Below are 17,410 nucleotides of genomic sequence, written 5' to 3'. Positions count from 1 at the left end.
TCAGGCCAGGCGGCCGTAAAGGTCGTGTGCGTCGGCCTCTTCCACCAGCACGTCCACGAACTGGCCGGGCTTCAGGAGCTGGCCGTCGTCGATACGCACCGCGCCGTCGATTTCCGGTGCGTCGGCGCTGGACCGACCCCAAGCGCCCTCGGCATCGATTTCGTCGACGAGCACCTTGATGGTCTTGCCAACCTTCCGCTGCAGCTTGGCCGCGGAAATCTCCGCCTGCACCGCCATGAACTGTTCGAGGCGGTCTTCCTTCAACTCTTCGTCGATCTGACCGGGCAGCTCGTTGGCTTTCGCGCCATCGACCGGCGAATAGGCAAACGCGCCCACGCGATCGAGCTCGGCCTCGCGAAGGAAGTCGAGCAATTCCTGGAATTCGGCGTGGGTCTCGCCGGGGAAACCGACGATGAAGGTGCTGCGGATGGTGAGATCGGGCACCTGGCGACGCCAGTTCTGGATGCGCTCGAGCGTCTTGTCGACATTGCCCGGGCGCTTCATCAGCTTGAGGATGCGTGGGCTCGCGTGCTGGAACGGGATGTCGAGATACGGAAGGATCTTGCCCTCCGCCATCAACGGCATGACCTCGTCCACGTGCGGATACGGGTAGACGTAGTGCAGACGCGTCCACACGCCAAGTTCGGACAGGCCCTGGCAGAGTTCGGTCATGCGCGTACGATAGGCCTTGCCGCGCCACTCGTGTTCCGCGTAGCGGACGTCCACGCCGTAAGCGCTGGTGTCCTGCGAGATCACCAGCAGTTCCTTCACGCCGCCCTTCACCAGTCGCTCGGCTTCGAGCAGCACCTGGTCCACCGGACGGCTGACGAGATCGCCACGCATCGACGGGATGATGCAGAAGCTGCAACGGTGATTGCAGCCTTCGGAAATCTTGAGATACGCGTAATGCTTCGGCGTGAGCTTCACACCGGTGTCGGGCACGAGATCGAGGAACTTGTTACGCGTCGGCGGCAGTGCCTGATGCACAGCGCTCATCACCGAGGCGTAATCCTGCGGACCGGTGATGGCGAGCACGTCCGGATAGCTCTCGCGGATCAGCTCCTGACGCTTGCCGAGACAGCCGGTGACGATCACCTTGCCGTTCTCGTGGAGCGCTTCGCCGATCGCATCCAGCGACTCCTGCACGGCGGAATCGATGAAGCCACAGGTGTTGACCACCACGGCATCCGCCGCGCCATAGCTCGGCACGATCTCGTAACCCTCGACCTTGAGCTGGGTGAGGATGCGTTCGGAATCGACCAGGGCTTTCGGACAGCCGAGGCTGACGAAACCGATCTTCTGGGTCTGAGCGGCCTGGGACATATGCCGTGGGTACCGGGGGTGGGAAACCGGGCATTATAGCCCCTGTGCGAGCCGCCATGGCGGCGAGAAGCCAAAGCACCGGTGGGAGCCAGCCTGCTGGCGAAAAGCCGACGAAGCGGTGTGGCAGCGAGGCAAGCTTCCATCGCCAGCAGGCTGGCTCCCACCGGCAAGCTCGCCCCCCGCCGTCGCTAGCAGCTTGTGCCTCCGATCGCTCAACGCGGCACGGCAATCTCCTGCACCGAGTTAACGAGGGTACGCGACCAGACGTCGTCGCGATTGCCGTTGGTCAGGTAGACGATGACGAAGTGATCCTCCAGGTTGGCGTCGTAGAGAATCCGCACGCGAACCTTGGTGCCGCCGTCGTGACCCAGCTCGTGCCAGCGGCCGTTCTCGACGTACTCCCAACCGGAAGCGAAGCCACCCTGGTTGCCGTTCGGAAAGCGATACGGATGCCAGTACTACATCAGCGCCGTTTGTGAGACCAGCTTTCCGTTAGCGACAGCGGACATGAATGTCGCAAGGTCGTCCAGCGTCGACACAATGCAGCCCTGGGCGATAGCGTAGTCAGGCCAGTTGATCGGCGGATCGATGACGGCGCGACCGTTCGCCGCGCGATAACTCGCGACCATGTCAGCGGGCGGACGCGACGGCTCCAGGGACGTATGCCGCAAGCCCAGTGGGCGAATGATCCGCTCCTCGACGAGCGTGCGATACGGCTTATTGGCGACGCTCTGCAACACCGCCTCAAGCACGAGATAGTTCGTACCCGAATAGCGCGTCTGTTGATCCGGCGCCGAGGTGACGGGCATCTTGCTGACTGCGACAAGCGCGTCGTGCAGCGTGGGAGAGAAAGGCCGATCCATATGCTGTGGATCGAAGAAGTCCGGCAGTCCCGTGACGTGATTCAGAAACTGCTCGATGCGCAACGCACGCCACGCGTCGGGCAGATCGGGAACGTAACGCGACGCGGGCGCGGTGAGGTCGATTTTGCCCTCCTCCGCGAGCTGCAACACAAGCGTGTTGGTGAACAGCTTGCTCACCGAGTAAATGGGGAACGGCGTCTCTCGCGTGATGGACTTTCCGCCACCAAGCACCGTCGTGCCCGTGGTGCCTTCGTAGACCAGTTGGTCGTTGTGGGTGACTCGGACCGCCTGGGCCGGAATACCGTGACCCAGGGCGTTGGCCTTGAGCTGTGCGTCCAGCGCCTCCTGCAACTCGCTGGCGCGCCCCTGCCCAGCGATCGCAAGGCAGACAGCCGCGATGACAAACCATGTCTTCATGTGCCCCTCCGGTAGTCAGGGGCATGAGCATGCCATCTCCATTGGTACCCACCACGTGCCAAACCGCACGCACGCTTCGGCGACGGCAACCGGGTTACGCTTACGCCTTCCCTCACCTACGGAGATCCGCGCCATGGGTCGTACCCTGATCCTCGATACCTCCCGTCCTCCCGAAAGCATCGACGCCTATCTCGCCGAACCGTCGGGTACGCCCAAGGGCGGCATCGTGGTGATTCAGGAGATCTTCGGCGTGAATGCGCACATCCGCAGCGTGGCGGACCGTTTCGCCGAGGAGGGTTACGTCGCCATCGCTCCCTCCCTGTTCGACCCGGTCGAAAAGCGGGTGGAACTCGGCTACGACCAGGACGGCATGCAGAAAGGCGTGAAGCTGATCGGCGAGCTTGGCCTGCTCCGTCCCACTCAGGACGTCGCCATTGCTGCGCGACTGATCGCCGATCAATACGGGGTAAAGGTCGGTACGGTCGGTTACTGCTGGGGCGGCACGGTGGCGCTGTTGGCCGCGCTGCGCGAAGGGCTTCCTTCGTCCAGCTATTACGGCGCGCGCAACGTGCCGTTCCTGACCGAGCCGGCGAAGGCCAACGTGATCTTCCACTTCGGCGAGCGCGATCATTCGATCCCGCCGGAAATGGTGGAAAAGCACCGCGAACTGAAGCCGGAAATGGACACCTGGGTCTACCCTGCCGACCACGGCTTCAACTGCGACGCGCGCGCCTCGTATGACCAACCGAGTGCGGATCTGGCATGGGAACGCACCCTGGCGTTCTTCGCCCGTGAGCTGGGTTCCGCCGCGACGTGACCGATATGTTTGCATTGGATGCGCGCCTTGCCGCCGACACGCTTCCGGTCGGCGACCTGCCGCTATGCCGCGTCCTGCTGATGCGGGACCGTCGCTACGCGTGGCTGGTGCTCGTGCCGAGGCGCGACGGCCTGGTCGAAGTGGCCGACCTGCCCGAGGTGGACCGGGCCGCGTTGTGGCGTGAAGTGGATACCGCCGCATCCGCGCTGCGAGCGGTGGCGCCCTGCGACAAGCTCAACCTGGGTGCACTGGGCAACATCGTGCGGCAACTGCACGTGCACGTGGTGGCTCGGGTCGAGGGGGATGCCGCGTGGCCGGGCCCGGTATGGGGCCACGGTGCGGCGGAGCCGTATGCCGAGGGTGAAGCGGAGCGCCGGGTGGCGGCGCTGCAGGCCGCACTGCTGCAGGCCGCACTGGGCGTGCGACCCTGATCGATATCGGCTACGTGGCGCGGTTGCGCGCCACGTAGCCTCGCAAGAGCCTGCGGCTTACTGCTGCGTCTGCGGATCGTAAGCGCCGCTGGACGCTTCCTTACCCTGCATGCGGTCCGGAAGCGCTGCCTTGTGCGGCGTGTCTTCCAACTGGCGGGCCTTCTCTTCGACTGCGTTCAGACGAACCAGCTCGCCCTTCTTGTCGTAATAGACGGCGAAACCGTAATCGAGCTGCATGCGGGCGAGGAAGCCCAGATGGTTATCGCGGATCTTGGATTCGTCGCTGGGCAGCACGAGAACCGTCTTGGGCAGCTTGCCCTGGTCCTTCAGGTAGGCGAAGTGGCTACCGGTATCGGCGGCCGAAAGCACGGCTCCATCGACGAGGAACTGGCCGCTCTTGTACGCCTTGATGGTGTAGTCGAACTGGCCCTGCTCGGTCGCCACAGCATCTTTCTTGGTGCCGCCGAAATGGCAGCCGGACAGCACCAGCATGCTGGCGAGAAGGATCGCGGCAGCGGCGCGGCCCGTCAGGGTGGAAAGTCGGATCATGCGGTGTCTCCGTGGATCGGTAAGGCGTGGAATGGGCGAGTCTACCGCGCAGCAATGTCGCGCGCGGCTGCGACACGGCGGTCGTTCAGGTGCTCGGCAGGGTGACGCCGCGCTGGCCCTGGTATTTGCCACCGCGGTCGGCGTAGGAGACCTCGCATTCCTCGTCGGATTCGAGAAAGAGCATCTGCGCCACGCCTTCGTTGGCGTAGATCTTGGCCGGCAGCGGCGTGGTGTTCGAGAACTCCAGCGTCACGTGGCCTTCCCACTCCGGCTCGAGCGGCGTCACGTTGACGATGATGCCGCAGCGGGCGTACGTGCTCTTGCCGAGGCAGATGGTGAGCACCTGACGCGGGATGCGGAAATACTCCACGGTGCGCGCCAGCGCGAACGAATTCGGCGGAATGATGCACACGTCGGACTTGACGTCGACGAAGCTGCGCTCGTCGAACGCCTTCGGGTCCACGATGGTCGAGTTGATGTTGGTGAACACCTTGAACTCGTCGGCGCAGCGAACGTCGTAGCCGTAGCTGGACGTGCCGTACGACACCAACCGGTGACCGTCGCGCTCCTTGACCTGGCCGGGCGCAAACGGCTCGATCATGCCGTGCTGCTCTGCCATGCGGCGGATCCACTTGTCGGACTTGATGCTCACTGACTGTCTCCCTCGCTGGAGCCGGAAAGGTATAGGAAGGCCGTTCGCCGCGCTACCGGCCGCGGCTCAGGTGTTCTGGATAACGATTTTCGGGAACGAAATGGCCTTGTTGCGGGCCTGTAGCGACAACGCCGCCGCCGTTCGGCGCGCGATGTCGCGATACCGGCCGGCCAGGTCCGATTCGGGCATCGCCGCGACCACGGGGGCGCCCAGGTCGGACTGCTCGCGGATGCGGATGTCCAGCGGCAGGTCGCCGAGGTAGCCGATGCCGGCCTCCTCTGCCATGCGCGCTCCGCCGCCCTGCCCGAACACGTGTTCTTCGTGGCCGCAGTTGGAGCAGATGTGGGTGGCCATGTTTTCCACGACGCCGAGGACCGGCACCTCCACTTTGCGGAACATGCCCAGCGCCTTGCGCGCATCCAGCAGCGCAATGTCCTGCGGCGTGGTGACGATGATCGCGCCGGACACCGGCACCTTCTGGGAGAGCGTGAGCTGGATGTCGCCGGTACCGGGCGGCAGGTCGATGACGAGGTAATCCAGCTCGTCCCAGCGCGTATCGGTCAGCAGTTGCATCAGCGCCTGGGTGACCATCGGGCCGCGCCAGATCATCGGCGTGTCTTCCTCGATGAGCACCCCGATCGACATGGCCTGGATGCCATGGGCACGCATGGGCTCGATACTCTTGCCGTCGGGCGAGACCGGCTTGCCGCTCAGGCCGAGCATGCGCGGCTGGCTGGGGCCGTAGATGTCGGCGTCGAGGATGCCCACGCGGGCGCCCTCGGCGGCCAGGGCCAGGGCCAGGTTCACCGAGACGGTCGACTTGCCGACCCCGCCCTTGCCCGAAGCGACGGCAATGATGTTCTTCACGCCCGGCAACGGCGCAAGCTGGCCCTGCACCTTGTGGGCATGCACGCGCCAGCTGACGGACACGGCCGCAGCGGCGATCGCCGGATCGGCTTCGAGTGCCGCCTTCGCCTCGGCCGCAGCCCGCTCCACGTAGCCAATGGCGGGATAGCCAAGCTGGATATCCACCGACACGCGGTCGCCATCGACGCCGACGGCGCGGACTGACGCGCCGAGCGACTGGCCGGAATGAGGATCGGGCACGCGGTCGAGAATGCCGCGCACGAGGGTTTCGCTGGCCTGGGACATGGGGAGGTGAGGAAAATCGAAGATCGCCCATTATGCCAGCGCCGCCCGATGCCCGCTGGCTGAAGACAAAGCGACCGGTCTGGCGCGATGCAGCTTGACGGGCGCCGCTCCGCTCGTCAGGCTCCGGCCGTACCTGACCGTATGGGGAGTCCGCACGTCCATGAAATCGCCGATCCGCACTGTTCTCGCCCTCGCCCTTGCCGTGGGCAGCCTCCCCGCCTTTGCCGCCACCGACAGTCCGGTGGGCAAGTGGAAGACGATCGACGACAAGACCCACGAGGTGAAGTCCATCGTCGAGATCACCGAACACGGCGGCCTGCTGGAAGGCAAGGTGCTCCAGGTTCTGAAATCCGACCACGGCCCGCATCCGGTGTGCTCCGAATGCGATGGCGAGCGCAAGAACAAGCCCATCGAGGGCATGACCATCATGTGGGGCCTGAAGAAGGACGGCGACGAGTGGTCCGGTGGACAGATCCTCGACCCGGCCAAGGGCAAGATCTACAAGGTCACGCTCAAGCTCGACGACGGCGGCAAGACGCTGGACGTCCATGGCTACATCGGCTTCTCCCTGCTCGGCCGCAGCCAGGAGTGGCAGCGCGTGGAGTAATCGCTGCCGACACTGTGGGAGCCGCCGTGGCGGCTCCCACAACCCCCTCATCCGACCCGCCCTTACACCCGCATGCCATAATCCCCGGTCCTACAGCCGACCGCGCGAATCATGGCCCGCCGCATCCTCGTCACCAACGCCCTCCCCTATGCCAACGGCCCGCTGCACCTGGGCCACATGCTCGGCTACATCCAGGCCGACATCTGGGCGCGGGCGCAGCGCATGCAGGGCAACGAGGTCTGGTACGTGGCCGGCGAAGACGCACACGGCACGCCGATCATGCTGGCGGCGGAAAAGGTCGGTAAATCCCCCGAGGAGTACATCGCGCAGATCCGCGCGAGCCACGAGGCGGACTTCACCGACTTCCATTTCAGCTACGACCAGTACCACACCACCCATTCGCCGGAGAACCGCGAGCTGGCGACGGCGATCTACCAGCGTCTGCGCGATGGTGGTTACATCGCCCGGCGCGACATCCAGCAGTTGTTCGATCCCGAGCGGGACATGTTCCTGCCGGATCGCTACATCAAGGGCACCTGCCCCAACTGTGGCACGCCCGACCAATACGGCGACAATTGCGAGAACTGCGGCGCTACCTATGCGCCGACGGACCTGATCGCACCGTATTCGGTGATGTCGGGCGCCACGCCGGTACTGCGCGATTCGGAGCACTACTTCTTCGAACTCGGCAAGTTCGAGTCGCTGCTGCGCGACTGGTTCGGCGGCAAGTTCACCGACGGCAAGCCGGTCATGGACAGCGGCGTGGCTGCAAAGCTCACCGAGTGGCTGGACGACGGCCTGCGCGATTGGGACATCTCGCGCGACGCGCCCTACTTCGGCTTCCCCATCCCGGACGCGCCAGGCAAGTTCTTTTACGTGTGGCTGGACGCACCCGTCGGCTACCTCGCCTCGTTCAAGGCGCTGTGCGATCGCAACGGCGTGCGTTTCGACGACTTCCTGGGCGCGGACAGCACGGCCGAGATGCACCACTTCCTCGGCAAGGACATCATCAACTTCCACGGGCTGTTCTGGCCGGCCATGCTGCACGGCGCGCAGATGCGCACGCCCACGGCACTGCACGTGAACGGCTATCTCACCGTGAACGGCGCGAAGATGTCGAAGTCGCGCGGCACCTTCATCCAGGCCCGCACCTATCTGGATACGGGCCTCGACCCCGAAGCGCTGCGCTACTACTTCGCCACGATGCTCGGCCCGCAGCCGGTAGACGTCGATCTCGATCTCAAGTCGTTCGAGGAGCGGGTGAATTCGCACCTCGTCGGCAAGTGGGCCAACATTGCGAGCCGCACCGCGGGCTTCCTGCACACGCACTTCGGCGGCAGGCTTGCCGATCGTTTTGACGATGAAGGTGCGACGCTGTGGGCCGAACTGCTGCGCCAGTACGACGGTGTGGAAGCGCTCTACGAAGCCGACGAGTTTGCGGACGTGTCACGCCGCTTCGTCGCCATGGCCGACACCGTCAACGGTTACATCGCCGCCAAGGCACCGTGGGTCATCGCAAAGGACGAAACGCGTCGCGACGAACTGCAACAGGTGTGCTCGTTCGCGATCCAGGCATTTCGCCTGCTCTGCGGCCTGCTGAAGCCGATCCTGCCGAAGGCGGTTGCGGCGGCCGAGGCGTTTCTGGGCGGCTCCATCACCGACTTCGCGGACGCTCGTCGCGAGCTTTTCGGGCATACCGTCAACGCATTCTCTCCGCTGTTCGGCCGCCTCGACCCGAAGCGTATCGAAGCGATGATCGATGCCTCGAAGGAATCCCTCACACCCGCAGAACAGGCCAAAGCCGCCGCTGCGGATGCCAAACCCTCCAAGAAAGCCAAAGAAGCACCCAAGCCCATGACCGACGCTGCCGCCACCGAAACCGCCACCATTTCCATCGACGACTTCGCGAAGCTCGACCTCCGCGTCGGCAAGGTCGTGGCCTGCGAATTCGTCGAAGGCTCGGACAAGCTGCTGCGCTTCGAGTTGGACGCCGGCCCGCTCGGCACGCGCCAGATCTTCTCGGGTATTCGCGCTGCGTACGGCGAGCCGGAGAAGCTGGTCGGCCGCAACGTGGTGTTCATCGCCAACCTCGCACCGCGCAAAATGCGCTTCGGCGTGTCGGAAGGCATGATTCTCTCCGCGGGTGACGGCGGTGCCGACCTGTTCCTGCTGGACGCCGATCAGGGCGCAGCACCGGGCGCCACCGTTCGCTGAGAGCGCGCTGCCCGACAGCCATGACGCCGACGCTCGCCGACCGTATCGACGACCTGCTGCCGCAAACTCAGTGCGAACAATGCGGGTTCCATGGCTGTCGGCCTTACGCCGAAGCCATCGCCGCAGGCGAGGCATCGATCGACCGTTGTCCGCCGGGCGGTACTGCCGGTATCGCCCGTCTGGCTGCGCTCCTGGACCGCCCCGTCGTGCCGCTGGATACGACCCGAGGCGTCGAGAAGCCACGCACGCTCGCACGCATCGTGGAAGCCGACTGCATCGGCTGCACGAAGTGCATCCAGGTATGCCCGGTGGATGCCATCGTCGGCGCGTCGAAACTCATGCATACGGTGGTCGCCGATCTCTGCACGGGATGCGAACTCTGCGTACCCGCCTGCCCGGTGGACTGCATCACGCTCGACCCGATGCCACTGGCGCAAGCGGACGATCGCGCACATGCCGAGGCCGCGCGCTGGCGCTTCCAACGCCGGGAGCGGCGACTGGTCGTGGAGCGGGAGACGCGCGAGCAACAGCTCGCGGCGCGCAAGGCAGACGTCGCCGCGCCCACGGCACGCAACGCCGTGCTCGACGCGCTGGCGCGCGCAAAAGCCCGTAAGAAGGACACCCCGTGAAAAAGGCCGATGTGGTCGAGATGTTCAGCCGTCTGCGCGAGCTGAATCCGCATCCGAAGACGGAACTGGAATACACCACCCCGTTCGAATTGCTGACCGCGGTGGCGCTGTCGGCGCAGGCCACCGACGTCGGTGTAAACAAGGCCACTCGCAAGCTTTTCCCCGTGGCGAATACGCCGCAGAAGATCCTCGATCTTGGGCTGGACAAGCTCAAGAGCTTCATCAGCACCATCGGCCTTTACAACAACAAGGCGAAGAACCTCATCGCGATGAGCCAGATCCTCGTCGAGCGCTATGCCGGTGAGGTACCGACGACGCGCGAGGCACTGGAAGAACTGCCGGGTGTCGGACGCAAGACCGCCAACGTGGTGCTGAACACCGCCTTTGGCCAGCCGACCATCGCCGTCGATACGCACATCTTTCGCGTCGCCAATCGCACGGGGCTGGCGCCGGGCGCCGATGTGCGCAAGGTCGAGGACAAGCTGGAAAAGGTCATTCCAAAAGAATTCGTGCAGGATGCGCATCACTGGCTGATCCTGCACGGACGTTACATCTGCAAGGCACGGAAACCGGATTGCCCCATCTGCCCGATCGTCGATCTGTGTGCGTACAAGCACAAGACGAAGCCAGACGAAACACGGCAGCGATAACATCCCGGTCACCACGAGGGCGGCAAGAGCAACGCGCTGTTGCCGCCCTCGTAGCGCCGTCTTGCACTAGGCGGGGCGCCGCGAGCCTTCCACGCGCCGACCCAGTTCGTGCCAATCCACGATCAGTTCGCAGCCGCGCTTCGAGGCGTTCCTGCCCCACTCGCGCAACAGCTCCAGCGACGCCTGATCGACGTGATGCAGGCGATCCATCATGACCGACAGCCGCGTGTTCGGCGGAATGCGCTCCAGCGTACGCGCCATCGTCGGCACCCTGAGGAAGGTCGCGGAACCTTCGAGGTGCAACGTGGCCGTACCGGGCTCGTCGTGATGCGTCACGTCCATCTTCAGCTTCGACGAGAGCAAGGCCAGACGCAGCAGCGACAGAGCGAAGCCGACGATCACACCGGTCAGCAGATCCGTGGCGACGATGGCAACCGTGGTCGCAACGTACACCGCCGCGGTGCCCTTGCCGTATGCCGCCAGATCCTTGATCTGCTTCGGATTGACCATCTTCACGCCGGTAAAGACGAGGATGCCGGCCAGGCACGAGACTGGCGTCATGCGCATCAGCCACGGCAACAGCATGACAAACCCGAGCAACCAGCCGCCGTGCATGATCGCGGCCATCCGCGTCGCCGAACCGGCCTGCACGTTCGCGGCACTGCGAACGATCACGCCGGTCATCGGCAGTGCGCCGAGGAAGCCACAGATGAGGTTACCCACACCTTGCGCAGTCAACTCGCGGTCGTAGTTGGTACGCACGCCGTCGTGCATGCGATCCACGGCAGCCGCCGAGAGCAGGGTTTCCGCACTGGCAATGAACGCGAACGTGGCGGCGGCGATCAGCAGCGTGGCGTCGAACAGACCGAACAGGCTACCCATCGTCGGCAGGCTTACGGCCGAGAACAGATTGGACGGCACGTCCACTCGCTTCACGTCCAGCGCGGCCCACTGAGCCACCGCCGTCATGGCAACGACGGCGAGCAATGCACCGGGAACGAAGCGCAACTTCGCCGGACGCAGTTTCTCCCAGCCCAGCATGATCGCAATGGTGCCGATGCCGATCATCAGTGCGGCAGGCGCCTGGCCTTCCGCCGCACCCGTCACCGATTCCCACAACGCCGCGGGGAGAGCCGCGAAGTTTTCCAGCCCGCGGGCCTTGGGGATGGCGTCGAGCAGCACGTGCGACTGCGACGCCACGATGAGGATGCCGATACCGGACAACATGCCCGCGACCACCGCAGGCGACGTCATGCGAAACCAGACGCCTACCTTGCACAGGCCCGCCACGATCTGGATCAGGCCCGCGAGCAGCACGACCGGCCCGAGGGCCGCGACGCCGTGCTCACGCACCAGTTCGAACACGAGCACGGCGAGACCCGCCGCCGGGCCGCTCACCTGCAACGGCGAACCGGCGATGGCGCCGACGACGATGCCACCAATGATGCCCGTGATCAGACCGGCGCTGGGCGGCATGCCCGAGGCGATCGCAATGCCCATGCACAGCGGAAGTGCGACAAGAAAAACGACCACCGATCCGAGGAGGTCGCGGCCAAAGAGGCCCTGGGAGAAATAAGCGCGCATGGAGCGGTTCCTTATCAGGCGGCGGACGCGACTGGCGTCGGCGTCGAGAACCGCGCGTGCGGGGTGGCGTCGGGCAGGTTCGTGTCGCCCGCCAGCAGCGGACGGAACCGGCCCTCGTTCGGATCGAAGGCCGTGATCTCGGTCTTGGCGATGTCGTAGATCCAGCCATGGATGCGCAGGCTACCGTTGGCCATGGCCGCCGCGACCGCGGGCAAGGTACGCATGTGCTCCAACTGGCCGACGACGTTTTCCTCGGTCAGGTAGCGGAGGCCTTCCTCACCGTGGATAGTGGGACGGTTCTCGGCCACCACGTAGCGCGCCACATCGGCATGCTTGAGCCACTGCTCGACGGAAGGCTTGCCCTTGAGCGCCGCTGGATTCTGCAGCGCCTTCATGGCGCCGCAATCGGAGTGGCCGCAGATGACGATGTGTTGAACCTTGAGTGCCGTGACCGCGTACTCGATCGCTGCGACGACGCCACTGACGTGCTGCGCGTACGGCGGCACGATGTTGCCCACGTTGCGATAGACGAACAGATCGCCCGGCTGGGCCTCGAAGATCATTTCCGGCATCACGCGCGAATCGGCGCAGGTGATGAACATCGTGTGCGGCGTCTGGCCCGATGCCAGGCGGGCGAACAGGTCGCGCTGCTCATTGGTCATGTGGCGGCGAAAACGGTCGAAGCCCTGGATGAGACGTTCCATGGTGAATTCCTCTTTGGGGGGACATGGGATAGCGAGCGCGGGGGCGCTGCGGCAGGCGGCGACGCCTGCTTCAAGAAGCGGATTAAGTGCGAAATGGACACGCGGAACGCGTGTCGGAGCGATCAGGCGATGGGAGGGCGCAGATCGAAGGCGGGCAAGTGTGCGTGCCGCGACACAGGGATGTCAGCCGGACGGGCCGACGAAAGCCGCGGCACGCGGACCGCGTGCTCGGGCGGAAGATCGAAGGTGTCGTCCAGGCCTTGATTGTCTTCAAGGCTGGGAACGGCGCCCTGTTCGTCGAGATTCACGGCACCGCCGCCACTTGCACGGCGGTCGTCGTCGGAGACATGGGCAACGTTGTAACTGACGACCGATCCCGCCGAAGCATCGCTGGGCATTGCCGAGGCACCGGACCACGCAACGACGAGCGCGAGGAACACGAGGAACGTGCCCGCGATGCGTCGAATGAAAGTGGTCGGTCGATGTCGCATGGACCCGAACCTACGCAGCGCATGTGACGGACGCAAGTACGGCGTCGCAACAAATTCAGCATTCGGCGCACTTCATAGGAAAAATCGTGATCTGGCGCGGGTTTTTGACACGCCGGCCTCGCGAGTTCGATGCAATGCGTTCATTTTTTGGACGTCCGTTTGCCCATGAACACATGAGACGATTCGCAAGATGCGCGTAATGACACCACGAAAGGCGAACATGGAGGCGCTCGTGATTCGCTCATCGCCGATGGCTTGGCCCTCCCTGACTTGCACGACGCCCTGGAGCGTCGTCAGGCTCTTCCGACCGCACCTACCCGACGTGGCGTGAGGCAAGCGACCCAATCCACGGCCTCGCCCCTTCCCAGGAGTCGGCGGTGCCCAGAATGGGTCAACCACCACCGTTCAATGCGCCGCTTGTGACAAATCGGCGACACCGACGACATCCGCCCGGCGCGCCCCGCCCGCTCGGGCTGATATCCTTCGCGGATGGATACGACGAGCAATAGCACCGCATCGACCATGGCCGGGCGGTTCAGGGGATTTCTGCCGGTCATCGTGGATGTCGAGACAGGCGGATTCGACGCCGAACGCGACGCCCTGCTGGAGATCGCCGTGGTTCCCATCGCCATGGAACCCTCGGGCCTCCTGGTACCTCAACCGGTGGTGGCCGCCAACGTCGAGCCCTTTCCCGGGGCGAACATCGACCCGCGCTCGCTCGAAGTGACCGGCATCGACCCCGACCACCCGTTCCGTGGCGCCCTGCCCGAACGGCAGGCGCTGGATCACGTCTTCAACGCCATCCGCGAAGCGGTGCGCGTCGCCGGCTGCCAGCGCGCCGTGCTGGTCGGACACAATGCGGCCTTCGACCTCGCTTTCCTTAATGCCGCGGTGCGCCGCGTGGGGCACAAGCGCAACCCGTTCCACCCGTTCAGCTGCTTCGATACCGCCACGCTCGGCGGCCTCGCCTATGGCCAGACGGTGCTCAGCAAGGCGGTGCTTGCCGCGGGCCTGGAATTCGACACCCGCGAGGCCCACTCGGCCATCTATGACGCGGAGCGCACCGCCCAGCTGTTCTGCGAGATCGTGAATCGCTGGCGTCGGCTGGAGCTTGCCGAGCGTGAAACGGCGGCACCGCTGATCGCCTGAGCATTTTCGTAAGTTCCTGAATATGACACCAAAAAGGCGGGTGTCATATCGCTGCAACATTCGGTACGTCTCATTGCAACACGGCAGGGCTGGAATACGGCCCCGGGCGGGCTTCGCCCGACACTCTATCCATCGAGGATTTCTCCGTGTTCACACGCAAACTCCGCATTGCCGCGCTGGTCGCTGCCTCGCTGTTCGGCATCTCTGCCGCGCAGGCCACCGACATCACCGGTGCCGGTTCGAGCTTCGTCTATCCCGTCCTGTCCAAGTGGTCGGCGAAGTACGCCGAGACGACGGGTAACAAGATCAACTACCAGTCCGTGGGCTCGGGCGCGGGTATCGCGCAGATCAAGGAGGGCACCATCGACTTCGGCGCCTCCGACGCGCCGATGAGCAGCGAAGACCTCACCAAGTTCGGTCTCGGCCAGTTCCCGAGCGTCGTGGGCGGCATCGTGCCGGTCGTGAACCTCCAGGGCGTCAAGGCCGGTGAACTCAAGCTCACGGGTCCGCTGCTTGCCGATATCTTCATGGGCAAGATCGCCCGCTGGAGCGACCCGGCCATCGCCGCCGCGAACCCGGGCCTCAAGCTCCCGGACGTCAAGGTCACCGTCGTGCATCGTTCGGATGGCTCGGGCACCTCGTTCAACTTCACCAACTACCTGTCGAAGGTCAGCCCGGAGTGGGCATCGAAGGTGAAGTTCGGCACGGCCGTCGACTGGCCGACCGGCGTGGGTGGCAAGGGCAACGAGGGCGTCTCGCAGTACGTCCGCCAGATCCCGGGCTCGATCGGCTACGTCGAGTATGCCTACGCGAAGAAGAACAGCATCTCCTACGCGCAGATGCAGAACGCCGCCGGCAAGTGGGTACAGCCGACCGCGGAGACCTTCGCTGCCGCAGCCGCCACGGCTGACTGGGCCTCGGCCAAGGACTTCAACCTCATCATGACGAACGCTTCGGGCGACCAGGCGTGGCCGATCACCGCCACCACCTGGATCATCATGTACAAGAAGTCCAAGAACGCTTCGCACACGAAGGTCGCTTTCGACTTCTTCAAGTACGCGTTCGACAAGGGCCAGGCCGACGCTGCCGCACTCGATTACGTTGCGCTGCCGCCGGCCCTGACGCAGAAGATCCAGGCTTACTGGGCTTCCGATTTCAAGTAATCGCCGATCTGTCCGGCCGGTGAAATACTTCCGGTCCAGACTGTCGTAAAAGGGGGTCGCCGTTCCGCAGGGAGCGGCGACCCACAGTTTGCCCAGGCCTCGGAAACCGCATCCACCATGCATGCCACCGCCAGCAATGCCGTGACGGCCCCCGATCGATCCGTCGAGGCGGCCCGCAATGCCCGGGACTCGCGCAACGATCGCGTCTTCGGGGCGGTACTTAAGGTCTGCGCCCTTCTCGTGCTTCTGTCTCTCGTCGGTGCGGCAGGCTCCACGCTGTGGCTCGGCCAGGACGCGTTCCGCACATTCGGCTGGGGCTTCCTGACCAGCGCCGCCTGGGACCCGAGCAACGACCAGTACGGTGCGCTGGTGCCCATCATGGGAACCGTCGGCACCGCCTTCATCGCCCTGCTGTTCGCCGTGCCGATCAGCTTCGGCATCGCCATTTTCCTCACCGAGATCGCGCCGCAGTGGCTGCGCGGTCCCGTCGCCTCGGCCATCGAGTTGCTGGCCGGCATCCCCTCGATCATCTACGGCATGTGGGGTCTCTTCATCTTCGCCCCGTTCGTCGCCGAGCACATCAAGCCCTGGCTGATGAACAACCTCAGCGCGGATCCGCCCGATGGGCAGGTGTCGTGGCTGGTACAGCACGTGCCGTTCATCGCGAAGTTCTTCTCCAGCGAATACCCCTTCTTCGGCGCCGGCGTGCTCACCGCAGGTCTGGTCCTGGCGGTGATGATCATTCCGTTCATTTCCTCGGTGATGCGCGAAGTGTTTCAGACGGTGCCCACGCGCCTGAAAGAGTCGGCCTATGCGCTGGGCTCGAGCACATGGGAAGTGGTCTGGGACATCGTGGTGCCCTACACGCGTACCGCGGTCATCGGCGGCGTGTTCCTCGGTCTCGGCCGTGCACTCGGCGAAACGATGGCGGTGGCCTTCGTGCTCGGCAATACCTTCAAGTTCTCGCTGTCGTTCCTCGAGACCGGCAGCTCCATCGCTTCCACCATCGCCAACCAGTTCGGCGAGGCACAAGGCCTGCAGCGCTCCGCGCTGATGGCCCTCGCCTTCCTGCTCTTCGTGGTGACCTTCATCGTGCTGCTGATCGCGCGCCTCATGCTTCGCCGCCTCGCCACGAAGGAGGGCAACTGATGTCCGCCTCGCTCTACACCACGCGCCGCGTCAAGAACATCGTCGCCATGATCCTCAGCGTGGCTGCCACCGCGATCGGCCTGTTCTTCCTCGCATGGATCCTCTGGGAGACCCTGAGCCAGGGCATCACGGCGCTGAAGCCACAGCTGTTCACCAAGATCAGCGCTTATCGCGAGGAAGGCGGCCTGGCCAACGCCATGGTGGGCAGCCTGATCCTCAATGTACTGGGCATCCTCATCGCCACACCGATCGGTGTCGCCGCCGGCACCTGGCTGGCGGAATATTCGCGCCGCTCACGCCTGGGCCCGACGATCCGCTTCCTCAACGACATCCTGTTGTCGGCACCGTCGATCGTACTGGGCCTGTTCGTCTATACGATCGTGGTGCTGCCGTCGAAGTACCTGTCCAACGGCAACGTGACCTTCTCGGGCCTCGCCGGTGGCGTGGCGCTCGCGCTGATCGCACTGCCCGTCATCGTGCGTACCACGGACGAGATGCTGCGCCTCGTGCCCGGTACCCTGCGCGAAGCCGCGCTCTCCCTCGGCGTGCCGCAGTGGAAACTCACCACGCAGATCCTGATCCGCGCCGCGCGCTCGGGCATCGTCACCGGCGTGCTGCTGGCCCTCGCGCGGATCAGCGGCGAAACCGCCCCGTTGCTGTTCACGGCCTTCGGCAACACGTTCATGAACCTCAACCCGCTCGCTCCCATGGCCAGCTTGCCGCAGATCATCTACGAATACACGAAGGACGCGAGCCCGGATATCAATACGCTCGCCTGGGCGGGCGCCTTCGTCCTCACGATGTTCGTGCTGGCTCTCAGCCTGATTGCCCGTTTCGCCTTCCGCTCCAAGGTGTCCCATGACTAA

Annotated in this window: 19 protein-coding genes; 10 read left to right on the top strand and 9 right to left on the bottom strand. The window is 64.7% G+C overall.

Annotation, left to right across the window (positions count from 1 at the left end; translation table 11 throughout):
- The 3 genes from rimO to BT115_RS00190 all read right to left on the bottom strand — a co-directional run bounded on the left by rimO (nucleotide 1) and on the right by BT115_RS00190 (nucleotide 2,603).
- Nucleotides 1-1,323 carry a 30S ribosomal protein S12 methylthiotransferase RimO gene (gene rimO, locus BT115_RS00195; RefSeq protein ID WP_072320561.1) on the bottom strand — a complete coding sequence of 441 codons (1,323 nt, stop codon included), beginning with the start codon at nucleotides 1,321-1,323 and terminating at the stop codon, nucleotides 1-3.
- A gap of 212 nt (nucleotides 1,324-1,535) precedes the next feature.
- Nucleotides 1,536-1,664, bottom strand: a complete 129-nt coding sequence (locus BT115_RS18780) for a hypothetical protein (RefSeq protein WP_255369333.1) — start codon at nucleotides 1,662-1,664, stop codon at nucleotides 1,536-1,538.
- A gap of 117 nt (nucleotides 1,665-1,781) precedes the next feature.
- The gene (locus tag BT115_RS00190; RefSeq protein WP_218184700.1) at nucleotides 1,782-2,603 is read right to left on the bottom strand and encodes a serine hydrolase domain-containing protein; all 822 of its coding nucleotides are present in this window, start codon (nucleotides 2,601-2,603) and stop codon (nucleotides 1,782-1,784) included.
- Nucleotides 2,604-2,736: 133 nt separating this feature from the next.
- On the opposite strand from BT115_RS00190, the gene BT115_RS00185 reads away from it, so the two are divergent.
- Both BT115_RS00185 and BT115_RS00180 read left to right on the top strand, forming a co-directional pair.
- Nucleotides 2,737-3,420, top strand: coding sequence for a dienelactone hydrolase family protein (locus BT115_RS00185; RefSeq protein WP_072320560.1), 684 nt, complete (start codon nucleotides 2,737-2,739; stop codon nucleotides 3,418-3,420).
- 5 nt (nucleotides 3,421-3,425) lie between these two features.
- The gene (locus BT115_RS00180; RefSeq protein WP_072320559.1) at nucleotides 3,426-3,851 is read left to right on the top strand and encodes an HIT domain-containing protein; all 426 of its coding nucleotides are present in this window, start codon (nucleotides 3,426-3,428) and stop codon (nucleotides 3,849-3,851) included.
- A gap of 57 nt (nucleotides 3,852-3,908) precedes the next feature.
- On the opposite strand, the gene BT115_RS00175 is transcribed toward BT115_RS00180, so the two are convergent.
- The 3 genes from BT115_RS00175 to apbC form a co-directional block, all read right to left on the bottom strand.
- Nucleotides 3,909-4,400: a hypothetical protein gene (locus BT115_RS00175; RefSeq protein ID WP_072320558.1), complete on the bottom strand. Its 492-nt coding sequence runs from the start codon at nucleotides 4,398-4,400 to the stop codon at nucleotides 3,909-3,911.
- A gap of 85 nt (nucleotides 4,401-4,485) precedes the next feature.
- A complete protein-coding gene (dcd, locus tag BT115_RS00170; RefSeq protein ID WP_036114141.1) occupies nucleotides 4,486-5,052 on the bottom strand; it encodes a dCTP deaminase in 567 nt (188 codons plus the stop codon).
- Nucleotides 5,053-5,118: 66 nt separating this feature from the next.
- On the bottom strand, nucleotides 5,119-6,204 hold the full coding sequence (gene apbC / locus BT115_RS00165) for an iron-sulfur cluster carrier protein ApbC (protein ID WP_072320557.1): 1,086 nt from the start codon (nucleotides 6,202-6,204) through the stop codon (nucleotides 5,119-5,121).
- A gap of 160 nt (nucleotides 6,205-6,364) precedes the next feature.
- On the opposite strand from apbC, the gene BT115_RS00160 reads away from it, so the two are divergent.
- From BT115_RS00160 to nth, 4 genes are all read left to right on the top strand, one after another.
- On the top strand, nucleotides 6,365-6,811 hold the full coding sequence (locus BT115_RS00160) for a DUF2147 domain-containing protein (RefSeq protein WP_072320556.1): 447 nt from the start codon (nucleotides 6,365-6,367) through the stop codon (nucleotides 6,809-6,811).
- Nucleotides 6,812-6,922: 111 nt separating this feature from the next.
- Nucleotides 6,923-9,025, top strand: a complete 2,103-nt coding sequence (gene metG / locus BT115_RS00155; protein ID WP_072320555.1) for a methionine--tRNA ligase — start codon at nucleotides 6,923-6,925, stop codon at nucleotides 9,023-9,025.
- 20 nt (nucleotides 9,026-9,045) lie between these two features.
- On the top strand, nucleotides 9,046-9,654 hold the full coding sequence (locus BT115_RS00150) for an RnfABCDGE type electron transport complex subunit B (RefSeq protein ID WP_072320554.1): 609 nt from the start codon (nucleotides 9,046-9,048) through the stop codon (nucleotides 9,652-9,654).
- 20 nt (nucleotides 9,655-9,674) lie between these two features.
- The gene (gene nth, locus BT115_RS00145; protein WP_143144497.1) at nucleotides 9,675-10,304 is read left to right on the top strand and encodes an endonuclease III; all 630 of its coding nucleotides are present in this window, start codon (nucleotides 9,675-9,677) and stop codon (nucleotides 10,302-10,304) included.
- 66 nt (nucleotides 10,305-10,370) lie between these two features.
- Here nth and BT115_RS00140 read toward each other — a convergent pair whose 3' ends face one another.
- From BT115_RS00140 to BT115_RS00130, 3 genes are all read right to left on the bottom strand, one after another.
- The gene (locus BT115_RS00140; protein ID WP_072320552.1) at nucleotides 10,371-11,888 is read right to left on the bottom strand and encodes a SulP family inorganic anion transporter; all 1,518 of its coding nucleotides are present in this window, start codon (nucleotides 11,886-11,888) and stop codon (nucleotides 10,371-10,373) included.
- Between the two features lie 14 nt (nucleotides 11,889-11,902).
- Nucleotides 11,903-12,592 (bottom strand): carbonic anhydrase, encoded by a 690-nt coding sequence (locus BT115_RS00135; RefSeq protein WP_072320551.1) that lies wholly within the window; start codon nucleotides 12,590-12,592, stop codon nucleotides 11,903-11,905.
- Between the two features lie 122 nt (nucleotides 12,593-12,714).
- Complete coding sequence (locus BT115_RS00130; protein ID WP_072320550.1) at nucleotides 12,715-13,083, bottom strand: hypothetical protein; 369 nt, start codon at nucleotides 13,081-13,083, stop codon at nucleotides 12,715-12,717.
- A 489-nt stretch (nucleotides 13,084-13,572) separates the two neighbouring features.
- Between BT115_RS00130 and rnt the strand changes: the two genes are divergently transcribed.
- From rnt to pstA, 4 genes are all read left to right on the top strand, one after another.
- Nucleotides 13,573-14,232, top strand: coding sequence for a ribonuclease T (gene rnt, locus BT115_RS00125; protein WP_072320549.1), 660 nt, complete (start codon nucleotides 13,573-13,575; stop codon nucleotides 14,230-14,232).
- Between the two features lie 146 nt (nucleotides 14,233-14,378).
- The gene (gene pstS / locus BT115_RS00120) at nucleotides 14,379-15,395 is read left to right on the top strand and encodes a phosphate ABC transporter substrate-binding protein PstS (RefSeq protein ID WP_072320548.1); all 1,017 of its coding nucleotides are present in this window, start codon (nucleotides 14,379-14,381) and stop codon (nucleotides 15,393-15,395) included.
- A 117-nt stretch (nucleotides 15,396-15,512) separates the two neighbouring features.
- Entirely contained in the window at nucleotides 15,513-16,544 is a 1,032-nt protein-coding gene (gene pstC / locus BT115_RS00115) for a phosphate ABC transporter permease subunit PstC (RefSeq protein ID WP_072320547.1), read from the top strand.
- On the top strand, nucleotides 16,544-17,410 hold the full coding sequence (pstA, locus tag BT115_RS00110; protein WP_072320546.1) for a phosphate ABC transporter permease PstA: 867 nt from the start codon (nucleotides 16,544-16,546) through the stop codon (nucleotides 17,408-17,410). The genes pstC and pstA overlap by 1 nt, the downstream gene beginning before the upstream one ends.

This window comes from Luteibacter sp. UNCMF366Tsu5.1, from assembly GCF_900119235.1.
Lineage (GTDB): Bacteria > Pseudomonadota > Gammaproteobacteria > Xanthomonadales > Rhodanobacteraceae > Luteibacter > Luteibacter flocculans.
Note: the sequence above shows the minus strand (reverse complement) of the source record. Positions and strands in the feature narration are given on the sequence as shown.

What these genes read in the sequence shown, in the direction of transcription:
- BT115_RS00185 (WP_072320560.1), top strand. Translation starts at nt 2,737, where the DNA reads ATGGGTCGTACCCTGATCCTCGATACCTCCCGTCCTCCCGAAAGCATC.
- metG (WP_072320555.1), top strand. Translation starts at nt 6,923, where the DNA reads ATGGCCCGCCGCATCCTCGTCACCAACGCCCTCCCCTATGCCAACGGC.
- BT115_RS00160 (WP_072320556.1), top strand. Translation starts at nt 6,365, where the DNA reads ATGAAATCGCCGATCCGCACTGTTCTCGCCCTCGCCCTTGCCGTGGGC.
- pstC (WP_072320547.1), top strand. Translation starts at nt 15,513, where the DNA reads ATGCATGCCACCGCCAGCAATGCCGTGACGGCCCCCGATCGATCCGTC.
- apbC (WP_072320557.1), bottom strand. Translation starts at nt 6,204, where the DNA reads ATGTCCCAGGCCAGCGAAACCCTCGTGCGCGGCATTCTCGACCGCGTG.
- BT115_RS00130 (WP_072320550.1), bottom strand. Translation starts at nt 13,083, where the DNA reads ATGCGACATCGACCGACCACTTTCATTCGACGCATCGCGGGCACGTTC.
- rnt (WP_072320549.1), top strand. Translation starts at nt 13,573, where the DNA reads ATGGATACGACGAGCAATAGCACCGCATCGACCATGGCCGGGCGGTTC.
- BT115_RS00180 (WP_072320559.1), top strand. Translation starts at nt 3,426, where the DNA reads ATGTTTGCATTGGATGCGCGCCTTGCCGCCGACACGCTTCCGGTCGGC.
- BT115_RS00135 (WP_072320551.1), bottom strand. Translation starts at nt 12,592, where the DNA reads ATGGAACGTCTCATCCAGGGCTTCGACCGTTTTCGCCGCCACATGACC.
- BT115_RS00190 (WP_218184700.1), bottom strand. Translation starts at nt 2,603, where the DNA reads ATGAAGACATGGTTTGTCATCGCGGCTGTCTGCCTTGCGATCGCTGGG.
- BT115_RS00175 (WP_072320558.1), bottom strand. Translation starts at nt 4,400, where the DNA reads ATGATCCGACTTTCCACCCTGACGGGCCGCGCCGCTGCCGCGATCCTT.
- BT115_RS00150 (WP_072320554.1), top strand. Translation starts at nt 9,046, where the DNA reads ATGACGCCGACGCTCGCCGACCGTATCGACGACCTGCTGCCGCAAACT.
- pstA (WP_072320546.1), top strand. Translation starts at nt 16,544, where the DNA reads ATGTCCGCCTCGCTCTACACCACGCGCCGCGTCAAGAACATCGTCGCC.
- BT115_RS00140 (WP_072320552.1), bottom strand. Translation starts at nt 11,888, where the DNA reads ATGCGCGCTTATTTCTCCCAGGGCCTCTTTGGCCGCGACCTCCTCGGA.
- rimO (WP_072320561.1), bottom strand. Translation starts at nt 1,323, where the DNA reads ATGTCCCAGGCCGCTCAGACCCAGAAGATCGGTTTCGTCAGCCTCGGC.
- nth (WP_143144497.1), top strand. Translation starts at nt 9,675, where the DNA reads ATGTTCAGCCGTCTGCGCGAGCTGAATCCGCATCCGAAGACGGAACTG.